The organism is Streptomyces sp. NBC_00239 (assembly GCF_036194065.1).
Taxonomy (GTDB): domain Bacteria; phylum Actinomycetota; class Actinomycetes; order Streptomycetales; family Streptomycetaceae; genus Streptomyces.
In genome coordinates, this window is the sequence record NZ_CP108095.1 from 2949445 (window position 1) to 2969281 (window position 19837).

13 protein-coding genes are annotated in these 19837 nt (G+C 74.2%); 5 read left to right on the top strand and 8 right to left on the bottom strand.

Annotated features, from left to right (window positions below; translation table 11 throughout):
* Nucleotide 1 precedes the first annotated feature (1 nt).
* From OG764_RS12755 to OG764_RS12770, 4 genes are read right to left on the bottom strand one after another with little or no spacing between them, the layout of a single operon-like run.
* On the bottom strand, nt 2-664 hold the full coding sequence (locus OG764_RS12755) for a GTP-binding protein (protein ID WP_443055909.1): 663 nt from the start codon (nt 662-664) through the stop codon (nt 2-4).
* A complete protein-coding gene (locus tag OG764_RS12760) occupies nt 645-1016 on the bottom strand; it encodes a DUF742 domain-containing protein (RefSeq protein ID WP_328968541.1) in 372 nt (123 codons plus the stop codon). The genes OG764_RS12755 and OG764_RS12760 overlap by 20 nt, the downstream gene beginning before the upstream one ends.
* A complete protein-coding gene (locus OG764_RS12765) occupies nt 1013-1489 on the bottom strand; it encodes a roadblock/LC7 domain-containing protein (protein ID WP_328968542.1) in 477 nt (158 codons plus the stop codon). Before OG764_RS12765 ends, OG764_RS12760 begins: the two co-directional genes overlap by 4 nt.
* Complete coding sequence (locus OG764_RS12770) at nt 1486-5226, bottom strand: sensor histidine kinase (protein WP_328968543.1); 3741 nt, start codon at nt 5224-5226, stop codon at nt 1486-1488. The genes OG764_RS12765 and OG764_RS12770 overlap by 4 nt, the downstream gene beginning before the upstream one ends.
* 441 nt (nt 5227-5667) lie before the next feature.
* Here OG764_RS12770 and OG764_RS12775 point away from each other — a divergent pair, with 441 nt between their 5' ends.
* Nucleotides 5668-6453 carry a hypothetical protein gene (locus OG764_RS12775; RefSeq protein ID WP_328968544.1) on the top strand — a complete coding sequence of 262 codons (786 nt, stop codon included), beginning with the start codon at nt 5668-5670 and terminating at the stop codon, nt 6451-6453.
* Between the two features lie 86 nt (nt 6454-6539).
* Here OG764_RS12775 and OG764_RS12780 read toward each other — a convergent pair whose 3' ends face one another.
* The 3 genes from OG764_RS12780 to OG764_RS12790 all read right to left on the bottom strand — a co-directional run bounded on the left by OG764_RS12780 (nt 6540) and on the right by OG764_RS12790 (nt 11213).
* Nucleotides 6540-6995: a MarR family winged helix-turn-helix transcriptional regulator gene (locus OG764_RS12780; RefSeq protein WP_328968545.1), complete on the bottom strand. Its 456-nt coding sequence runs from the start codon at nt 6993-6995 to the stop codon at nt 6540-6542.
* A gap of 102 nt (nt 6996-7097) precedes the next feature.
* Nucleotides 7098-9500: an endopeptidase La gene (gene lon / locus OG764_RS12785; RefSeq protein ID WP_328968546.1), complete on the bottom strand. Its 2403-nt coding sequence runs from the start codon at nt 9498-9500 to the stop codon at nt 7098-7100.
* A 177-nt stretch (nt 9501-9677) separates the two neighbouring features.
* Complete coding sequence (locus OG764_RS12790; protein ID WP_328968547.1) at nt 9678-11213, bottom strand: hypothetical protein; 1536 nt, start codon at nt 11211-11213, stop codon at nt 9678-9680.
* A 58-nt stretch (nt 11214-11271) separates the two neighbouring features.
* On the opposite strand from OG764_RS12790, the gene OG764_RS12795 reads away from it, so the two are divergent.
* The 4 genes from OG764_RS12795 (at nt 11272) to OG764_RS12810 (ending at nt 18240) form a co-directional block, all read left to right on the top strand.
* Nucleotides 11272-11811, top strand: a complete 540-nt coding sequence (locus OG764_RS12795) for a hypothetical protein (protein ID WP_328968548.1) — start codon at nt 11272-11274, stop codon at nt 11809-11811.
* 292 nt (nt 11812-12103) lie between these two features.
* A complete protein-coding gene (locus OG764_RS12800; RefSeq protein ID WP_328968549.1) occupies nt 12104-12838 on the top strand; it encodes a response regulator transcription factor in 735 nt (244 codons plus the stop codon).
* Nucleotides 12839-13014: 176 nt separating this feature from the next.
* Nucleotides 13015-14091 (top strand): HAMP domain-containing sensor histidine kinase, encoded by a 1077-nt coding sequence (locus OG764_RS12805; protein ID WP_328968550.1) that lies wholly within the window; start codon nt 13015-13017, stop codon nt 14089-14091.
* Nucleotides 14092-14349: 258 nt separating this feature from the next.
* Nucleotides 14350-18240 (top strand): multifunctional oxoglutarate decarboxylase/oxoglutarate dehydrogenase thiamine pyrophosphate-binding subunit/dihydrolipoyllysine-residue succinyltransferase subunit, encoded by a 3891-nt coding sequence (locus OG764_RS12810; protein ID WP_328968551.1) that lies wholly within the window; start codon nt 14350-14352, stop codon nt 18238-18240.
* Between the two features lie 328 nt (nt 18241-18568).
* Here the strand turns inward: OG764_RS12810 and OG764_RS12815 are convergent, their stop codons facing one another.
* On the bottom strand, nt 18569-19810 hold the full coding sequence (locus OG764_RS12815; RefSeq protein ID WP_328968552.1) for an aKG-HExxH-type peptide beta-hydroxylase: 1242 nt from the start codon (nt 19808-19810) through the stop codon (nt 18569-18571).
* Nucleotides 19811-19837 lie beyond the last annotated feature (27 nt).

A 19837-nucleotide genomic window follows, 5' to 3' on the forward strand; every position in this document is an offset into this window, starting at 1 on the left:
GCTATTCGGGGGTGGTGTCGAGGGCGTGCCCGACGAGGGTGACCAGCGATTCGAGCACCGTGTTCCGGCGCCGCGCGTCCATGATCACGACGGGTACGTGCGGCGGCACGGTGAGCGCCTCGCGGACGTCCTCGGGCTCGTAGGAGGGGGTCCCCTCGAAGTGGTTCACGGCCACGACGTACGGCAGTCCGCAGCTCTCGAAGTAGTCGAGGGCGGGGAAGCAGTCGGGCAGCCGCCGGGTGTCGGCCATGACGACGCCCCCGAGGGCGCCGCGCACCAGGTCGTCCCACATGAACCAGAAGCGCTCCTGGCCGGGGGTGCCGTACACGTACAGGACGAGGTCGTCGGCGAGCGTGATGCGGCCGAAGTCCATCGCGACGGTGGTGGTGTTCTTCGCCGGCGTCGCGGTGAGGTCGTCGGTGGGGACGCTGGCCTCGGTCATGAGGGCCTCGGTGCGCAGCGGCGTGATCTCGGAGACGCAGCCGACGAAGGTGGACTTGCCGACCCCGAAACCGCCCGCGACGAGCACCTTGACGGCGATCGGGGCGCGGGAGCGGTCGTACTGCCAGGGCTGCACGCCGTCCTCGTCGGCCAGGCGGTCCAGCAGGTCCGGGCGGTCCGTGCGGTCCAGGTCCGGGATCGGTTCAGAGACGGCGGAGCCCACTGAGCACCCTTTCGAGCAGTGCGCGTTCGGGCCGGCCGCTGCCGTGGCCGGTGCCGTAGACGCGGATCCTTCCCTGGTCGGCGAGGTCGCTGATCAGCACCCGGACCACGCCCAGGGGCAGCTTGAGGAGCGCCGCTATCTCGGCGACCGTCCGCATGCGGCGGCAGACCTCGACGATGGCCCGCATCTCGGGGAGCCGGACCGGGGCGTCCACCGCCGTGGCGTCGAGGGTGGCCACGAAGGTCTCGACGAGCAGGACGTGCCCGAACCGGGTGCGGCCGCCCGTCAGGGAGTACGGGCGGACGCGGGCGGGGCGGCGGTCGGCTCCGCGTATCGGCAGCCGGTCGCTCACGGCGTTCTCTCCAGGGACTGCCGCAGCTCGCTGCGGACTTCGGGGGTCAGGACGTGTCCGGCACGGCCCACGAACAGGGCCATGTGGTAGGCGACGACGCTCATGTCGCAGTCCGGGGTGGCGTGCACGCCGAGCAGCGAACCGTCGCTGATCGCCATCACGAACACGCTGCCGTGCTCCATCGAGACCATGGTCTGCTTGACCCCGCCGGCCTCCATGAGCTGGGCGGCGCCGCAGGTGAGGCTGCCCAGGCCGGAGACGATGGTCGCGAGGTCGGCGGCGGCGCCGCGCGGGCCCTTGGTCTCCTTCTTGGGAGCGTCGCTGTGGCCTGGATCCGAGGACAGCAGGAGCAGCCCGTCCGAGGAGACCACGGCGACCGAGATCAGCCCTGGCACCTCCTCGACCAGGTCGGTCAGCAGCCACTGAAGATTGCGGGCCTGCGTGCTCAGTCCGTACGTACTGGGCGCGGTCACGTGCGTGCCTCCTCGACGGTGTCCCCCTCGTCCTTCGCCCGCTCGGCGATCTCGGCGTCAGCCACCCGCCGGCCGTCGCGGGCCCCCTGGTAGAACCCCCCGAGGCGGCGCCGGAGTTCCTCGGCGTCAACTCTCGGAGCGGTCTTTCGCTCGCCGGTGGGAGCGGGCTCGACGACGCGCGGCGTCCGCTTGGGCAGCCCCTTGTCGGTGAGCCGGTGCGGCTCCGCCGCGTCCGGCGCGGTCTGCGGCTGGGCCGGGACCTGGTCGAAGTCCCGTCCGGCCGCCTGGCCGGAGGCCTGGTCAGGGGCCTGCTGGTGGTCCTGGCGCTCGTCGTGGGCGCGCCGGCCGTCGGCCTGCCGCGGCAGCGGCGCGGCGAGCACCCAGCCGTCCGCCTCCGGCGCGGCCTGAGTTTCCGGCTCCGCCTGCGCCACGCTCTCGGGCGCGACCTGCGGCTCCGCCTGCTCAACGGTCTCGGGTGCGGGCACCCGGAACACCTGGGCGGCGGGCGGAATCTGCTCCTCCGGCACGGCCGGCGACGGTACGTCGAACACCTGGCGGCGCGACACCTCGGGCGCGGGGCCGGGCACGGCCTCGGCCTGCCGGGGCCCGGCCTGCGGGCGCTCCGGCTCCGGCCCGGCGAAGCCGTGCGCGGTGTCCTGGCCGGCGTCCGGGGCGGGCACCCGGAAGACCTGGTCCGCCGGCGGCAGCTGCTCCCCCGGCCCGGGCGTGAACACGGGCGCGGCGGCGTGCGCGGCCGCCGGTGCGGCACCGGCGTGCGCCTCGGAGCCGTCCTGCGCCTCGGAGCCGTACGCGTACCCGGGCCCGGACGCCGCCGGGGCGTCGTCGACGTACACGGCGTCGTCGACGTACACGGCGTCGGACTCGGGCTCGGCCTCGTGGGCGGCCCCGGTCCGGTGCGTGGTCTCGGGCTCGTACGCGGCCACGGGCCCGGCCTCGTACGCGGGCTGGTGCTCGGGGTCGGCGAAGGCGTGGGCGGGTGCCGGGTCCTCGGCGAAGGCCGGGGCCTGGTCACCGGAGGGCGCGGGCTCCTGCGGTGCGGGGTCCTGGGCCGGGTGCCCGGCTGCCTCCGGGAGGTCCATCGGGGCCAGGCCCTCGGCCAGGGCCGGGTAGTCGGCGGGCGACAGCTCGACCGGGGCGGGGTGCTCGGCGGGCACGGCCGGGTCCTGCGCCAGGGCCTGCTCGGGAGCCTGGGCCTGGGCCTGGGCCTGGGCCTGCTCGGGAGCCTGGGCCTCGGCCTGTTCGGCCTGCTCGGGAGCCTGGGGCTGGGCAGGCTCGGCCTGTTCGGCCTGTTCGGCCTGTTCGGCCTGTTCGGCCTGTTCGGCAGCAAAGTCCGGGGCCGGGGCGGGCTCGGCGAGCGGTTCCCGGGCCGGGTCCGCCGCCTGGGTCAGGTCGTGGTCGGCCGGGCCCAAGTCGTCTTCGGCCCGGGCCAGGTCGCCGGGGTGGGACGCGGGCTGGGGGGACTCGGGGCGCAGGGCTGCTTCGGCGAGGGCGATCAGGGGGTCGCGGCGGTGCCGGGGCGGCAGGGCGTTGGAGTTGGCCTCGGCCGCCATGCCGGGCAGGTGCAGCGCGGGGGCGCCCTGGACGTGCGGGAGGTGGCCGGGGGTCGCGGGGGCGTCCGGCAGCAGCGCGGCCGGGACGACGACGAGCGCTTCGGTGCCGCCGCCCTGCCGGGCGCGGAGCTCGGCGCTGACGCCGTGCCGCGCGGCGAGCCGGCCGGCCACGTACAGGCCGAGGCCCAGGCCGTGCTCCGACTCCTCCTCGTGCTCGTACGCGTCGGGGTCGGCCAGGCGCGCGTTGAGCGCGGCGAGCCGGTCCGCGGTCACGCCGATGCCCTCGTCCTGCACGGACACCAGCACGTCGCCGCCGTCCAGCAGCCGGGCCGTGAGCTTCACCTTGGCCTCGGGCGGCGAGAACGTGGTCGCGTTCTCCAGCAGCTCCGCCACGACGTGCGAGATGTCGTCGGCGGCGTGCCCGACGACCTGCACGGCGGCGGGCAGGGCCTGGAGGTCGACCCGTTCGTAGCGCTCGATCTCGCTGACCGCGGCGCGCATGACGTCGACGAGCGGGACCGGTCCGGCGTGGCCGTGGCCGTTTTCCTGGCCGGCGAGGACGAGCAGGTTCTCGTTGTGGCGGCGCATGACGGTCGCCAGGTGGTCGACCTTGAAGAGGGTGGCGAGGCGGTCCGGGTCCTGCTCCTTCGCCTCCATCTGTTCGATGACGGCGAGCTGCCGCTCGACCAGGCCGAGCGTGCGCAGCGACAGGGAGACCGACGTCGTCGACAGGACCCGGCGGTACTCCTGCAGGTTGGCGCGGAGTTCGGCCAGTTCCTTGTCGAGGGCGGTCTTCGCGGCGCTGAGGGTGTCGTTGCGGTCGATCAGGCGGCGCCGGTCGGCGTCGAGCCCGGCGATCCGGGTGTGCAGGGCGGTGGACTGGGCCTCGTTGCGGGCCTGCATCGCGTTGAGGGAGCGGACGACCGCGGCGAACTCGTCGTTGCGGCCGATGAAGCGGACCGGGTCGGCGGAGCCCTCCGGGTCGGCCAGCCGCTCGGCGCCGCGCTTGAGGACCGACAGCGGCCGGGTGAGCGTGCGCGCGATGCCGGTGGAGACGCCCACGGCGATCAGGAACAGCAGGCCGACGAGGCCGAGCAGCACTTCGATCTCGGTGACGTCGTCGTCGCGCAGTGCGGCGAGCGCGGTGGCGCGCTCCCCGGCGAGCGTGGCCTCGACCGAGCGCATCCGGTCGATGCGCGCGGTGAGCGCGGCCCCGACGGCCTCCCCGTCGAGCTTGAGGTCGGCGCCGGTGAGGGTGGGGCGGTCGGTCAGCCGGTCGAGGTAGCCGTCGGCGGTCTTGACCTCGGGACCGGTGACCGTGGCGGTCAGGGTCTCCCGTACGTCGGGCCGGGCGGCGCGGGTGAAGTCGTCGAGGGCGGCCTGCTCGCGGACCCGGGCGCGCTGGGCGGCGGCGGTGAGTTCGTCGCGCGCCTTGTCCTCGGGGCTCGGGCCGGGCTCGTCGTACCGTCCGGTGACCGGGTTGTAGACGGCCTCCTGCTCCTCGCCCTCCGGTACGGACAGCGCGGCGAGCAGCAGTCCGCGGGTGGCGGAGGCCTGCTCCACGGCTCGGCCCAGCGGGTCGAGCGCGCGGGCGGTGGCCAGTGCGGCGTCGGCGCGCGGCGGGGTGCTCTCGGCGAGTTCCCCGGCGGGGGCCAGCAGGTCGCCGATGACCTCGGAGTAGGCGAGGTGGGCGGCGAGGGCGGTGCTCTTGCCGGTGAGGGCGGCGGCGCGGACGGCCGGGACCCGGCCGAGGGCGCGCTGGAGGTCGGGGTCCGCGCCGGGGCGGGCCTCGGCGATCTGCTGGTCCACACGGACGGCCCGGTCCTGCACGGCGTCCTTGCCCGCGGCCTCGCGGCCGTCGGCGACGAAGACGACGGCCGCGTCGCGTTCGTCGGAGAGGGCGTGGGCCAGGGCGAGGGTCTGTCGGGTGTGCTCGGCGAGGGTGACCAGCCGCTGGGATTCGTTCAGCTCGGCGGAGGCGGAGACGGCGGCGGGTGCGCCCGCTCCGAGGACCGTGAGTCCGACGACGGCGACGCCGAGGACGAGCCGGGTCCGCACCCGCACGGAGCGGCCGTCCGCCCGGCTGTCGGTCCCGTTGCCCGCGGTACCTCCGGAGCGCTCGGTCCTCGCCGCGCTTCCGGCCGTCCGAGACCGCTTGTTCTGCACCGGTGCTCGCAATCCTGTACGTGTACTCGTCTGCTCCGCCGCGGGCTGCGCCCGGGGGACTCCCTGGCCGAGGTGACGGCCGGTCAACAAGTAAACGCCCCTGCCCCCTCGTACCGCTTCAGACCATTCCAAGTGTGTTTGGGAGACAGGCGTGCATCGCCGGCCCGGCCACTCGAACGAGTGAACATCAGGTGCGAGTTGGCGATCAACTCGGGCCGGGTGCCGTCAGGGCTCCGCGAGGGGCCGGTGGTTGAAACATCGATGGGGCCTTTGACAGGATGCCCGCCCACAGCGACGCGGAGGGCCGGATTCCCTTCCCGGCCGCCGCCTTCGACCCGTCTCCGCCCGCCCCGCACCCCGCTGAGCTGCAGGTCTGGACCTGAGGTCGATTCTCGGACGAATTCCCGGGCCAGACCGGGGCAACCCGGGCAGACTGTCCCCATGCGCATCGAGATCGCCTCCCTGCCGGGAGCCCCGGAACGCCCCAACGAGGACTGGGCGGCCGCCGCGATACCGGCCTCGGGCCGGGGTGGAGTGCTGGTCGCGCTGGACGGAGTCACTCCGCCGGCGGGCGACGACGGCTGTCGGCACGGGGTGCCCTGGTTCACCGCCCGACTCGGGGGCCGACTGACCGAACTGTCCGGATCGGAGCGGAACATGACGCTTTCGCAGATCCTCGCTGAGGCAATCCGACGCACCGCGGACGCCCACCGCGACTCCTGTGACCTTTCTCACGTGCGCACTCCGCAGGCGACGGTCGTGCTGGCCCGCTGGGACGACGCGCGCTTCGAGTACCTCGTGCTGTCCGACTCGGTGCTGCTGCTGCGGGACCCGGCGGGCGCGGTGACCGCGGTGCGGGACGACCGGCTGGACCGGGTGCCGCGCGAGGTGCTGCGCTCGACGGCCGCCACCGACGCGCTGCGCAACGCGGCCGGCGCCGCGCACGCCTTCTTCACCGCGGCCGCGGACCCCGCGGTGGCCGGGCGGGCGGTGACCGGTTCGCTGCCGCGCGCCGAGGTGGCCGCCGCGGCCGCGCTCACCGACGGCGCCACCCGCTGGACGGACACGTTCCGGGAGGGCGACTGGACGGACTGCGCGGCCGTCCTGCGCAAGGAGGGCGCCCGGGCCCTGCTCGACCGGGTGCGCGCCCTGGAGTCCGGCCCCGGCCCGGTGCCGCGCGGCAAGCGGCACGACGACGCCTCGGTGGTCTACGCGGAACTGGACTGAGCGGGACCCGCGGGCCCTCCGGCCGTGCCGTGACCGGCGGGTCTCCGCCCACGCCCTGACCCGCAGGCCCGCGCGAACCCCCGCCTTCAGGCGTCGGTGCCCGCGTTGAGCTGGCGCAGCAGCCGGGCGAGTTCCGCGACCTCGCCGCGGTCCCAGTCGGCCAGCTTGCGCATGTACTGCACCCGGCGGGCGTCGCGCACCTTCAGGAAACGCTCCCGGCCCTCGGGGGTGAGCCCGACCAGGAAGGCGCGGCCGTCCGCCGGGTCCGGCTCGCGCGCCACCAGCCCCAGCACCTCCAGGGCCCGCAGCTGGCGGCTCATGGTCGCCTTCCCGACGCCGAAGTAGCCGGCGAGGTCGGTGGCCCGCTGGCGTCCCGCGTCCGCGAGGCGTACGAGCAGCCCGTACGCGGCCGGTTCCAGTTCCGGGTGGAGCTCCCGCGCCATCTCCCCGGACGACGCCCTGGCGCGCCGGAGGAAGACGGAAAGCTCCCGCTCCAGCGCGAGGAACTCCTGCTCTCCACTGCCCTGCACGTCCGCTCCCATCGATGGTGTCCCCGGCCGTCCCGCGGCCGGTCGGGGCACCAGTATTTCGCAGCGCGCCGCCCGGGTCCGCTCAGGCTGCGCGGACCCGGGCGGCGCGTCCGCTCAGGCCGCGGCGGCGACCGGTACGGCGGCCTGCGTCAGGGCCAGCTCCAGCACCTGGCGGACGTCGGTCACCGGGTGGACCTCAAGCGTGTCGAGCACCTCGGCGGGCACGTCGTCGAGGTCCGCCTCGTTCCGCTTCGGGATGATCACGGTGGTCATCCCGGCCCGGTGCGCGGCCAGCAGCTTCTGCTTGACCCCGCCGATCGGCAGCACCCGCCCGGTCAGCGAGACCTCGCCGGTCATCGCCACGTCGGTGCGCACCTGGCGGCCGGAGAGCAGCGAGGCGAGCGCGGTCGTCATGGTGATGCCGGCGCTCGGGCCGTCCTTGGGGACGGCGCCGGCCGGGAAGTGGATGTGCACGCCGCGGTCCTTGAGGTCGGCGACGGGCAGCTCCAGCTCGGCGCCGTGCGAGCGCAGGAAGCTCAGGGCGATCTGCGCGGACTCCTTCATCACGTCGCCCAGCTGGCCGGTGAGGGTCAGCCCGGCCGCGCCCGTCTCGGGGTCGGCGAGCGAGGCCTCCACGTAGAGCACGTCGCCGCCGGCGCCGGTCACGGCGAGGCCGGTGGCCACGCCCGGCACCGCGGTGCGCCGCTCGGCCGGGTCCTGCGCCGACTCGGGCACGTGGTGCGGGCGGCCGATGAGGCCGCGCAGGTCGTCCCGGCCGATCGCGAACGGAAGCTCCCGCTCGCCCAGTTCGTGCTGGGCGGCGGCCTTGCGCAGCAGCCGGGCCAGGGACCGCTCCAGGGTCCGCACGCCGGCCTCCCGGGTGTACTCCCCGGCGAGGCTGCGCAGTGCCTCCTCGGTCAGGGACACCTCGTCGGCGGCCAGTCCGGTCCGCTCCAGCTGGCGCGGGAGCAGGTGGTCGCGGGCGATGACGACCTTCTCGTCCTCGGTGTACCCGTCGAGGCGGACCAGTTCCATGCGGTCGAGCAGGGCCTCGGGGATGGCCTCCAGGGCGTTGGCGGTGGCCAGGAACACCACGTCGCTGAGGTCGAGCTCGACCTCCAGGTAGTGGTCGCGGAAGGTGTGGTTCTGCGCCGGGTCGAGCACTTCGAGGAGGGCTGCGGCCGGGTCGCCGCGGAAGTCGGAGCCCACCTTGTCGATCTCGTCGAGGAGCACGACCGGGTTCATGGACCCGGCCTCCTTGACGGCGCGCACGATGCGGCCGGGCAGCGCGCCGACGTAGGTGCGCCGGTGGCCGCGGATCTCGGCCTCGTCGCGGACGCCGCCGAGGGCGACGCGGACGAACTTGCGGCCCATGGCGTGCGCGACCGACTCTCCCAACGAGGTCTTTCCGACCCCCGGCGGCCCGACCAGGGCCAGCACGGCGCCGCCGCGGCGGCCGCCGACCAGGCCCATCCCCCGGTCGGCACGGCGCTTGCGGACCGCCAGGTACTCGGTGATGCGTTCCTTCACGTCGTCCAGGCCGGCGTGCTCGGCGTCGAGCACGGCCCGGGCGCCCCGGATGTCGTAGGCGGCGGCGTCGTCGGTGCGCTCGTTCCACGGGAGTTCGAGGACGGTGTCGAGCCAGGTGCGGATCCAGGAGCCCTCGGGGCTCTGGTCGCTGGAGCGCTCCAGCTTGTCGACTTCCTTGAGGGCGGCCTCGCGGACCTTCTCGGGCAGGTCGGCGGCCTCCACCCGGGCCCGGTAGTCGTCGGACTCCTCGCCCTCGGGGTCGCCGTTGAGGTCGCGCAGCTCCTTGCGCACGGCGTCCAGCTGACGGCGCAGCAGGAACTCGCGCTGCTGCTTGTCGACGCCGTCCTGGACGTCCTTGGCGATGGACTCGGCGACGTCCTGCTCGGCGAGGTGGTCGCCGAGCTGCTTGACGGCGAGCTTCAGGCGGGCCACCGGGTCGGCGGTCTCCAGCAGCTCGATCTTCTGAGCGGTCGTCAGGAACGGCGAGTAGCCGGAGTTGTCGGCGAGGGCGGAGACGCCCTCGATCTGCTGCACCCGGTCGACGACCTGCCAGGCGCCGCGCTTCTTGAGCCAGCTGGTGGCGAGCGCCTTGTACTCCTTGACCAGTTCGGCGACCGAGCCGGGGAGCGGATCGGGCACGTGCTCGGCGACGGTGTCGCCCTCGACCCACAGGGCGGCCCCGGGCCCGGTGGTGCCGGCCCCGATCCGCACCCGGCCGCGGCCGCGGATCAGCGCGCCGGGGTCCCCGTCGGACAGCCGCCCGACCTGTTCCACGGTCCCGAGCACGCCGGTCGCGGCGTACTTCCCGTCGATGCGCGGCACCAGCAGCACACGGGGCTTCCCGGTGCCGGCCGCGGCCTGTGCTGCTTCGACGGCCGCGCGTACGTCCGCGTCGGACAGGTCGAGCGGCACGACCATGCCGGGCAGCACAACCTCGTCGTCAAGCGGCAGCACGGGCAGAGTGAGCGGTACGGACGTCGAAGCCATGATCTTCCCTCCGGCAGTGAAGTTGAGCTATGCCGACTCAATGCATCTGCGCGCCCCGGTGTTCCCCAACTCCCGTTCGCCGTCGGCGAACACCGCGTCCGGGCTGCTCGCAGCCCCGGTCGCGAGCGGGGTCGGGAGCCGGCGCGGGTGGGCGTCGGGGCAGGTCGGCAGCCGGGGTCAGGGGCAGGTGCCGGGGCGGGCGTACAGGGAGACGCGGGCCCCCCGGACCTCGACGACCGCGCACAGCTCGAAGTCCGCGGCGAGGGTGCGGCGCTTGACGGCCTCGGCCGGGACGGCGTCGAGCGGCTGGTCCGGCGGGTCGGACAGGGCGACGATGCGGGGCGCGGCCAGCATCGCCGCGCGCACGTCCGCGGCGGGCCGCTCGGTGCCCTGGAGGGTGCGGGAGGCGGCCGGGGTGCGGTCGAGCGCCACGTCGTCGAGCGAGGCGTGGACGGCGGGCGAGGACAGGAGCCACTCGCGGCGACGGGCGGGCAGGAAGAGCACGGCGTCACCCGGCCGGGCCAGCTCCCGTACCGCCCGGGCGGCGGCCGGTGCGTCGTCCTTGCGGCTGTCGGGGGTGCGCAGCCACCAGGACCAGGGCAGCACGAGCAGCGCCAGCAGCAGCGCGGCCCACCACCGCCAGGGCCGGGCGGCGGCCAGCAGGACCAGCCCGGCCAGCGCGTAGAGCACGTACCGGTCCACGTACCAGGGGTGGACGGCCCGCGACAGCACCAGCAGCACGCCGGGCGGCACCAGCAGCAGCGGCAGGGCGGCCCGCGCCACCCCTCGGTCGGCGCGGCGGGCGAGCAGCAGCCCGCAGCCGGCGACCGTCCCGTACGCCGTCCAGTCCGCCCACGACGGGGGCCCGAGCCAGCCCAGCTGGGCCTGCGCCTGGCGGGCGCTGACCACGGCGAGCGGCGCCACCAGAGCGAGGACCAGCGCGGCGCTCCACCGCCAGGCCCGGATCCGCCAGGCCCCGCAGGCGTGGGCGAGGAGCGCCAGGGCGGCGAACTCGTGCAGCCAGCAGCCCAGCCCGAGGACCAGGACGTACGCCGTCCAGCGGGCGCGCAGCAGGAAGTAGCCGGACCAGACGACGGCCGCGGCGACCAGCGCGTACGAGCGGCCTTCCTGCGCGTACATCTGGAGGGGCGGCAGGACGGCGTAGAGCAGCCCGGCGGTCAGGCCGGCGCGCGGTCCGGCCAGCAGCCGTCCGGTCGCGGCCACCCCGGCGGCCGCCAGCGCGGAGCCGAGCACGGACGGCAGCCGCAGCGCGGTGGGGCCGCCGTCCCACAGGGCGAACACCCCGTGCATCAGCAGGTAGTACAGGCCGTGCACGGCGTCCACCTCGCCGAGCAGGCCGAGGAGGTCGCCGAGCGGGCGGTGCGCGACCTGGACGGTGACGGACTCGTCGCGCCACAGGCTCCCGCCGCGCCCGATCCCCCACAGTCCGACCGCGCACGCGGCGAAGACGGGCGGCGCCCACACGGCCCGGTCCCGGGCGGCGGACCCGGCCCCGGCAACGGCGGGGGGCGCGGCGACCCCCGTACGGGTCGCCGACGCGGGTCCGGGGGCGGCCACGGGCTCGGCGGCGGCCTCCCCGGCCGGCGCGGCGGCCGGGGCGCGCCGGGGGCGGCCGGACACGGGTTCCGGGGTGGTGCGGCTGATGACGGCCTCCGGTCGGTACGGCTGACGGATCGGGGCGGCGCGCTCCATACTCGGAGCCCGGCAGGTCTCGGCGGTTCTCGGCAGGTCTCGGCGTGGAGGTGGGGGCGTGGGAGCGGTCCGGTGGGCGACGGGCGCCGCGGCGGCGGTGCTGGTCCTGACGGCGTGCACCCCGGGGACACGGGCGGCGGACCCGCCGGCCGCCTCCCGGACCCCGACGGCCCCGACGGCCGGCCCGGGCCGTTCGCCTTCGTCCGCGCCGCTGCCGCCGTCGCCGGCCGCCTCCGCGCCCGCCACCGCCGCCCCGCAGGCCACCACGGCCGATCAGCGGCTGGTGACGGTGACCCGCAGCGGCGGTTTCAGCGGCGCGGAGCACAAGAGCGTGCTGGTGGCCGGCGACGGATCGTACCGCCGCCTCGACCACGGGCGGCAGACCGGCGCGGGCCGGCTGACGGCCGCTCAACTGGCCCGGCTGCGGGCGGCGCTGACCGCCGCCGACTTCCCCCACCTGCCCCGGGTCAGCGTGGACCCCGACGTGTTCGACGCGTTCGTGTTCGCCTTCGTCCACGACGGCCGGGAGATCGCCGTCCAGGAGACGGTGCTGCCGCCCGGCCTCGCACGCGTCCTGGCGGCGCTCCCCGATTTCTAGTGCTGTGGCCGGCCCTCCCGAGGCCCGCCGCCCTTCCGTACGCAGACCCCGCGGCGGACCCCTCCGCTGGCCCCTCCGTACCGGTCCGGCTCCCGCCGCCGGCCGATGCGGAATGCCGGATTCACCTGCATACCGCCCCAAGAGGTGCCCCTTGCCCGGGCCGTCCTGACCTGGTGCCACCCACATGGCCGCACATCTGCGACTCCTCTACGCTGCTCCCCAGCACGCAGGATCTTTGCGCGGCGTGGCACGGCGAAGTGCAGCGCGGGTACGGCGGAACAGGGGCGGGGCGATGGATCAGACACACCCACACAACGCGGCACCGGCGACCCCCGGCGCCCAGCGCCGGGTGCTGGTGGTGGAGGACGACCCGACCATCTCCGAGGCCATCGCGGCCCGGCTGCGGGCCGAGGGCTTCCAGGTGCAGACGGCCGCCGACGGCCCGGCCGCCGTGGCGGCGGCCGAGGGCTGGCAGCCCGACCTGCTGGTCCTCGACATCATGCTGCCCGGCTTCGACGGCCTGGAGGTGTGCCGGCGGGTCCAGGCCCAGCGCCCGGTGCCGGTGCTGATGCTCACGGCCCGCGACGACGAGACGGACCTGCTGGTCGGCCTCGGGGTGGGCGCCGACGACTACATGACCAAGCCGTTCTCCATGCGGGAGCTGGCCGCCCGGGTGCACGTCCTGCTGCGCCGGGTCGAGCGGGCCGCGCAGGCCGCGACCGCCCCCCGGGCCGGCACCCTGCGGCTGGGCGACCTGGAGATCGACCACGCGCAGCGCCGGGTCCGGGTGCAGACCGCGGACGTGCACCTCACCCCGACCGAGTTCGACCTGCTGGTCTGCCTCGCCGGCACCCCGCGGGCGGTGCTCTCCCGGGAACAGCTGCTCGCCGAGGTCTGGGACTGGGCGGACGCGTCCGGCACCAGAACCGTCGACAGCCACATCAAGGCGCTGCGCCGCAAGATCGGGGCCGAGCGGATCCGGACCGTGCACGGGGTCGGGTACGCGCTGGAGACCCCGGCGTCATGACCGCCGGAGCGGGACCGGGACCGCGGTCGGGTCCGGATCCGCGACCCGGGCCCGGTCCGCGACCGGGTCGGGGGCACCGACGGGGTCCGGGGTACGACCAGAGGCCGGGGTACGACCGGGAACCCGGGTACGGCCGGGGACCGGGTCACGGCCAAGGGCCGGCGTACCGCCAGGGCATGCGGCCCGGCGCGCGGCCGGCGATGCGCTCCGGGCTGCGCCCGTTCTCCATCAAGACCAAGCTCGGCACCCTCGTGGTCGTCTCGGTCTTCATCACCACCGGCCTGCTGATGGTGGCCCTGCGCACCGACACCGAGCTGCGCTTCATCACCGTCTTCTCGGTGATCGCATCGATGCTGATCACCCAGTTCGTGGCGCACAGCATGACCGCGCCGCTGGACGAGATGACCATCGTGGCCCGCTCGATCTCGCACGGTGACTACACCCGGCGGGTGGTGGGCGCGGACCGCCGGGACGAGCTGGGCGATCTCGCCGTCACGATCAACCTGATGGCCGACGACCTGGAAGCGGTGGACCGGCACCGCAAGGAACTGGTCGCGAACGTCTCGCACGAGTTGCGCACGCCCATCGCGGCGCTGCGGGCGGTGCTGGAGAACGTCGTGGACGGGGTCTCCGAGCCCGACGGCGAGACCATGCGGACCATGCTCAAGCAGACCGAGCGGCTCGGCGGGCTGGTGGCGACCCTGCTGGACCTGTCCCGGGTGGACAACGGGGTGGTCCCGCTCAAGGCGCGCCGCTTCGAGGTGTGGCCGTACCTGTCGGGCGTGCTGAAGGAGGCGGGGCTGGCGGCCGCCGGGCGGCCGGGGCTGGCCTCGGGGTCGGGCAGCCACACCCGCAAGGACGTACACCTGCACCTGGACGTGTTCCCGCCGGACCTGACCGCGCACGCGGACGCGGAGCGGCTGCACCAGGTGGTGGCCAACCTCGTCGACAACGCCGTACGGCACAGCCCGCAGCACGGCCGGGTGACCGTACGGGCCCGGCGCGGCCAGACGCCCGAGTCGCTGGTCCTGGAGGTCGTGGACGAGGGTCCGGGCATCCCGGAGGCCGAGCGGCACCGGGTCTTCGAACGCTTCAACCGGGGCAGCGCCTCCGGTGACGGCGGCACCGGACTGGGGCTGGCGATCGCCCGCTGGGCGGTGGGTCTGCACGGCGGGGACATCGGCGTGGCCGAATCCTCGCGGGGCTGCCGGATCCAGGTCACTCTTCCGGGAGTCCGTAAACCAGCAGGTTGACGTAGGGTTCGAGTCAGGAAGCAGGGATCTCGGCCACACGTGCACGGGTTCCGTCAGGGGTGCGAGCCAAGGGGCCGCAACCTGGGCGACGCGTACGCGAACCACGCTTGTTTCCCGCCATTCCACACCGCGAAACCCGCCGTTCGATGTGACTTGCACGACGTAAGTCCCGCCCGGTCTGCATCTCACGGTCAGGGAGGCGTAGCCTTTATTCCCGCTGTCCATCACCTTGTGAAGCGGAAGAGGGCGGTTGCCGCCGTGTCGCCACAGTCCCCCAGTAACTCGAGCACCACGACCGAAGCAGGGGGCGGGAAGAACCCCGCCTCGGGCTTCGGTGCCAATGAGTGGCTCGTCGACGAGATCTACCAGCAGTACCTCCAGGACCCCAATGCGGTCGACCGCGCCTGGTGGGACTTCTTCGCGGACTACAAGCCGGGCGGCCAGGCCGTCGCGGCGCAGCCGGAGAAGCCCGCCGTGACCGCCGAAGCCCCTGCCCCGGCACCCGCAGCGACGGGCGGACCCGCACAGTCCGCTCCCGCGCCCGCGGCCCCGGTCACGGCTCCGGCACCGAAGGCTCCCGACGCCGCCGTCACGGGGGCGGCCGGCGCTGCGGCCGCCCCCTCTGCTTCAGCTGCTCCTGCCTCTGCTCCTGCCAATCCGTCTGGTGCCCCTGCTGTGACTGTCACCTCCCAGGCCCCGGCGGCTGCACCCGCCGCGCCCGCTCAGGCCGCCCCCGCTGCTGCCGCCGCGAAGACCGCGCCCGCGACCGAGGCCCCTGCCGGCCCCGAGTTCGTGACGCTCCGCGGCCCGGCCGCCGCCGTCGCCAAGAACATGAACGCCTCGCTGGAGGTGCCGACGGCCACGTCCGTCCGCGCCGTCCCGGTGAAGCTGCTGTTCGACAACCGCATCGTCATCAACAACCACCTCAAGCGGGCCCGGGGCGGGAAGATCTCCTTCACGCACCTCATCGGCTTCGCGATGGTGCAGGCGATCAAGGCCATGCCGGCCATGAACTACTCCTTCGCTGAGAAGGACGGCAAGCCGACCCTCGTCAAGCCGGAGCACATCAACTTCGGTCTCGCGATCGACCTGGTGAAGCCCAACGGCGACCGCCAGCTCGTCGTCGCCGGCATCAAGAAGGCCGAGACGCTCAACTTCTTCGAGTTCTGGCAGGCGTACGAGGACATCGTCCGCCGCGCCCGCGTCGGCAAGCTGACGATGGACGACTTCACCGGCGTCACCGTCTCGCTGACCAACCCCGGCGGCCTCGGCACCGTGCACTCCGTGCCGCGTCTGATGCCCGGACAGTCGGTCATCATGGGCGTCGGCTCCATGGACTACCCCGCCGAGTTCCAGGGCACTTCGCAGGACACCCTGAACAAGCTGGGCATCTCCAAGGTCATGACCCTGACCTCGACCTACGACCACCGGGTCATCCAGGGCGCGGCCTCCGGCGAGTTCCTGCGCATCGTCGCGAACCTGCTCCTCGGCGAGGACGGCTTCTACGACCAGGTCTTCGAGTCGCTGCGGATCCCGTACGAGCCGGTCCGCTGGCTCCGCGACATCGACGCCTCGCACGACGACGACGTCACGAAGGCCGCCCGCGTCTTCGAGCTGATCCACTCCTACCGGGTCCGCGGCCACGTCATGGCCGACACCGACCCGCTGGAGTACAAGCAGCGCAAGCACCCCGACCTCGACATCACCGAGCACGGCCTCACCCTGTGGGACCTGGAGCGCGAGTTCGCGGTCGGCGGCTTCTCCGGCAAGTCGATGATGAAGCTCCGCGACATCCTCGGCGTGCTGCGCGACTCGTACTGCCGCACCACCGGCGTCGAGTTCATGCACATCCAGGACCCCAAGCAGCGCAAGTGGATCCAGGACCGGATCGAGCGCCCGCACACCAAGCCGGAGCGCGAGGAGCAGCTGCGCATCCTGCGCCGCCTGAACGCCGCCGAGGCGTTCGAGACGTTCCTGCAGACGAAGTACGTCGGCCAGAAGCGGTTCTCCCTGGAGGGCGGCGAGTCCGTCATCCCGCTGCTCGACGCCGTCATCGACTCGGCCGCCGAGGCCCGCCTCGACGAGGTCGCCATCGGCATGGCCCACCGCGGCCGCCTGAACGTCCTGGCGAACATCGTCGGCAAGTCGTACGCGCAGATCTTCCGCGAGTTCGAGGGCAACCTCGACCCGAAGTCCATGCACGGCTCCGGCGACGTCAAGTACCACCTCGGCGCCGAGGGCACCTTCACGGGCCTCGACGGCGAGCAGATCAAGGTCTCGCTCGTCGCGAACCCCTCGCACCTGGAGGCGGTGGACCCGGTCCTGGAGGGCGTGGTCCGCGCCAAGCAGGACCTGATCAACAAGGGCGGCACGGACTTCACGGTCCTGCCCGTCGCGCTGCACGGCGACGCGGCCTTCGCCGGCCAGGGCGTCGTGGCCGAGACGCTGAACATGTCGCAGCTGCGCGGCTACCGCACCGGCGGCACCGTGCACATCGTCATCAACAACCAGGTCGGCTTCACCGCCGCGCCGACGTCCTCGCGCTCCTCGATGTACGCCACCGACGTGGCCCGCATGATCGAGGCGCCGATCTTCCACGTGAACGGTGACGACCCGGAGGCCGTGGTCCGCGTCGCGCGGCTCGCCTTCGAGTTCCGCCAGGCGTTCAACAAGGACGTCGTCATCGACCTCATCTGCTACCGCCGCCGCGGTCACAACGAGGCCGACAACCCGTCGTTCACGCAGCCGCTGATGTACGACTTGATCGACAAGAAGCGCTCGGTGCGCAAGCTGTACACCGAGTCCCTCATCGGTCGCGGCGACATCACGCTGGAAGAGGCCGAGCAGGCGCTGCAGGACTTCCAGGGCCAGCTGGAGAAGGTCTTCGCGGAGGTCCGCGAGGCCGCCGGCCAGCCCGCCGTGGCCGCGCCCGTCCCGACCGTGCAGCCGCAGTTCCCGGTCGCCGTGAACACCGCGGTCTCCCAGGAGACGGTCAAGCGGATCGCCGAGTCGCAGCTCAACATCCCGGACCGGATCACCGTCCACCCGCGTCTGCTGCCGCAGATCCAGCGCCGTGCGGCGATGATCGACGACGGCACGATCGACTGGGCGATGGGCGAGACCCTGGCCTTCGGCTCGCTGCTGCTGGAGGGCACCCCGGTCCGGTTGTCCGGCCAGGACTCCCGCCGCGGCACCTTCGGCCAGCGCCACGCGGTGCTGGTGGACCGGGAGACCGGCGAGGACTACACCCCGCTGCTCTACCTGTCCGACGAGCAGGCCCGCTACAACGTCTACGACTCGCTGCTCTCCGAGTACGCGGCCATGGGCTTCGAGTACGGCTACTCGCTGGCCCGCCCGGACGCGCTCGTCCTCTGGGAGGCCCAGTTCGGTGACTTCGTCAACGGCGCGCAGACCGTCGTCGACGAGTTCATCTCCTCGGCCGAGCAGAAGTGGGGCCAGACGTCCGGCGTCACGCTCCTGCTCCCGCACGGCTACGAGGGCCAGGGCCCGGACCACTCGTCCGCGCGTCCCGAGCGCTTCCTCCAGATGTGCGCGCAGGACAACATGACGGTGGCCATGCCCACCCTCCCGTCGAACTACTTCCACCTGCTGCGCTGGCAGGTCCACAACCCGCACCACAAGCCGCTGATCGTCTTCACCCCGAAGTCGATGCTGCGTCTGAAGGCGGCGGCGTCGAAGGCGGAGGAGTTCACGAACGGCTCCTTCCGTCCGGTCATCGGCGACGACTCGGTGGACGCGAACGCGGTCCGCAAGGTCGTGTTCTGCGCGGGCAAGGTCTACTACGACCTGGAGGCCGAGCGGGTCAAGCGCGGCGTCACGGACACGGCGATCATCCGCATCGAGCGGCTGTACCCGCTGCCGGGTGCGGAGCTCCAGGCGGAGATCGCCAAGTACCCGAACGCCGAGAAGTACCTGTGGGCCCAGGAAGAGCCGGCGAACCAGGGGGCGTGGCCGTTCATCGCGCTCAACCTGATCGACCACCTCGACCTGGCGGTCGGCGCCGACATTCCCGCGGGTGAGCGCCTGCGCCGGATCTCGCGTCCGCACGGCTCGTCGCCGGCGGTCGGCTCCGCCAAGCGGCACCAGGCGGAGCAGGCCCAGCTGGTGGCCGAAGTCTTCGACGCGTAACCCTCACCACCCCCGATGGGGCCGGCCCCGCACCCGCGGAGCCGGCCCCATCGGCGTGCGAGCCGGCCCTCAGCCCGAGCGGGCCGCCGCCCCCTGAGGGTCACAGCCAGCCTCGCCGGCGCACTCCCAGCCTCGCCGGCGTTTGAGGCGCGGGTCCGGGCGGAGCCCGGTGCCCGGCGGAGCCGGGTTGCAGTCTTGGGGCTCCGCCCCAAACCCCGCGCCTCAAACGCCGGCGAGGCTGGGAATTGCACCCCGCGGCGTCGGCAAGGCTGCATCGGCCCGCTCAGGCAGAGGTTCGCCTCGAACGCCGGCGAAGCCGGTAGCGGCGTCAGCGGGGCGGGTACGGCGCGCCCGGCATCGGACGGGCGACGGACAGGGTCGGGTGGGTCTCGGACCAGGCGCGGCGGTCACGGCTGAGCACGCGCCGCGCGGCACCGTAGTGGTCCCCCGGCGGCGCCGTCTCGTCCATGGCCCGCTCCGCCACCGCCATCGCCCCGACGAACTCCCGCCCCGACGCGGTCAGTTCGGGCGCGGCGCCCAGCCCCGGCAGCACCGCCGCCACCTGCGTCCGGTACCGCGCATGATGCGTCCACGCCCCCCTCGCCCCGTACAGCGCGGCCCGCTGCCAGTACCCGGCCAGCGCCAGGCGCGCGTACGTGCCGCGCAGCAGCGCGTCCAGGCTCCGCGGGTCGGCCCGCCAGGGCGCCCAGTGCCGCGGCGTCCGGTCGGCGGTGTGCAGCGCGATCAGGTCCGTGAGCGCGGCGAGCTTGCCGTGCTGGACCTCGTACACGAGCGTGGCGGCGAGCGCGGGCGGCGCCTGCCCGCGGGCGAGTACGGAGCCGGGCGCGGCCGGCACGGTGGCCCCGGCGGCTCGGGCCCCGCCGGCCAACGGGACGACGCTGCGCAGCAGTTGGACGGCCTCGCCGGCGCGCGCCGTGTCGTAGCGCGCCAGCAGCGTCAGCGCGCCGGTCCACTGGGTGTCCCAGCGCTTGTGTCCGCGGGCGGTCAGCCGCCGGGCGGCCCGGACGGCGGCGGGTCCGGCGCCGGGCGCCCGGTAGGGGTCGAGGTCGTCGAGGGCGGTGCGGCCGCCGGGCAGCGTGTGCAGCGGCAGGGCGGCGGGGTCCGCGGGGTCCCAGGCGCCCTCGGCGAGGGTGTACGGGCCCGGGCCGGGCGGCCGCAGGATGCCGAGGGTGGGCAGGGCGATCCGGCCCTGTACGGGCTTCAGCACGGCTTTGAAGGAGAGCCCGGCGCGCAGTGCGGCGGCGACGGCGACCGATCCGAGGTGGCCGAGGTCGGGCGGCGGGCCGCCTGGGGTCCGCAGCCGGTGCAGGGTCTCCTCGGCCCACAGTCCGGTGGCGGGGTACTGGAGGACGTCGTGGACGGGTCCGGGCGCGTGCCGCTCGGCCTCTTCGAGCAGCGCCCGGTGGTCGGCGGCCGGCCCGGGCGGCGCCGCGTCGAGCACGGCCCGCAGCAGCCGGATCCGCTTGGCGTGCCGGATGTCTTCCAGCAGCCGCGTGCCGGCGGCGGACGGCTCGGTACCGGCCAACTCCCGCAAGACGGCAGACGACACGTCGGACGGCTCGACGCCCGTCCCCCC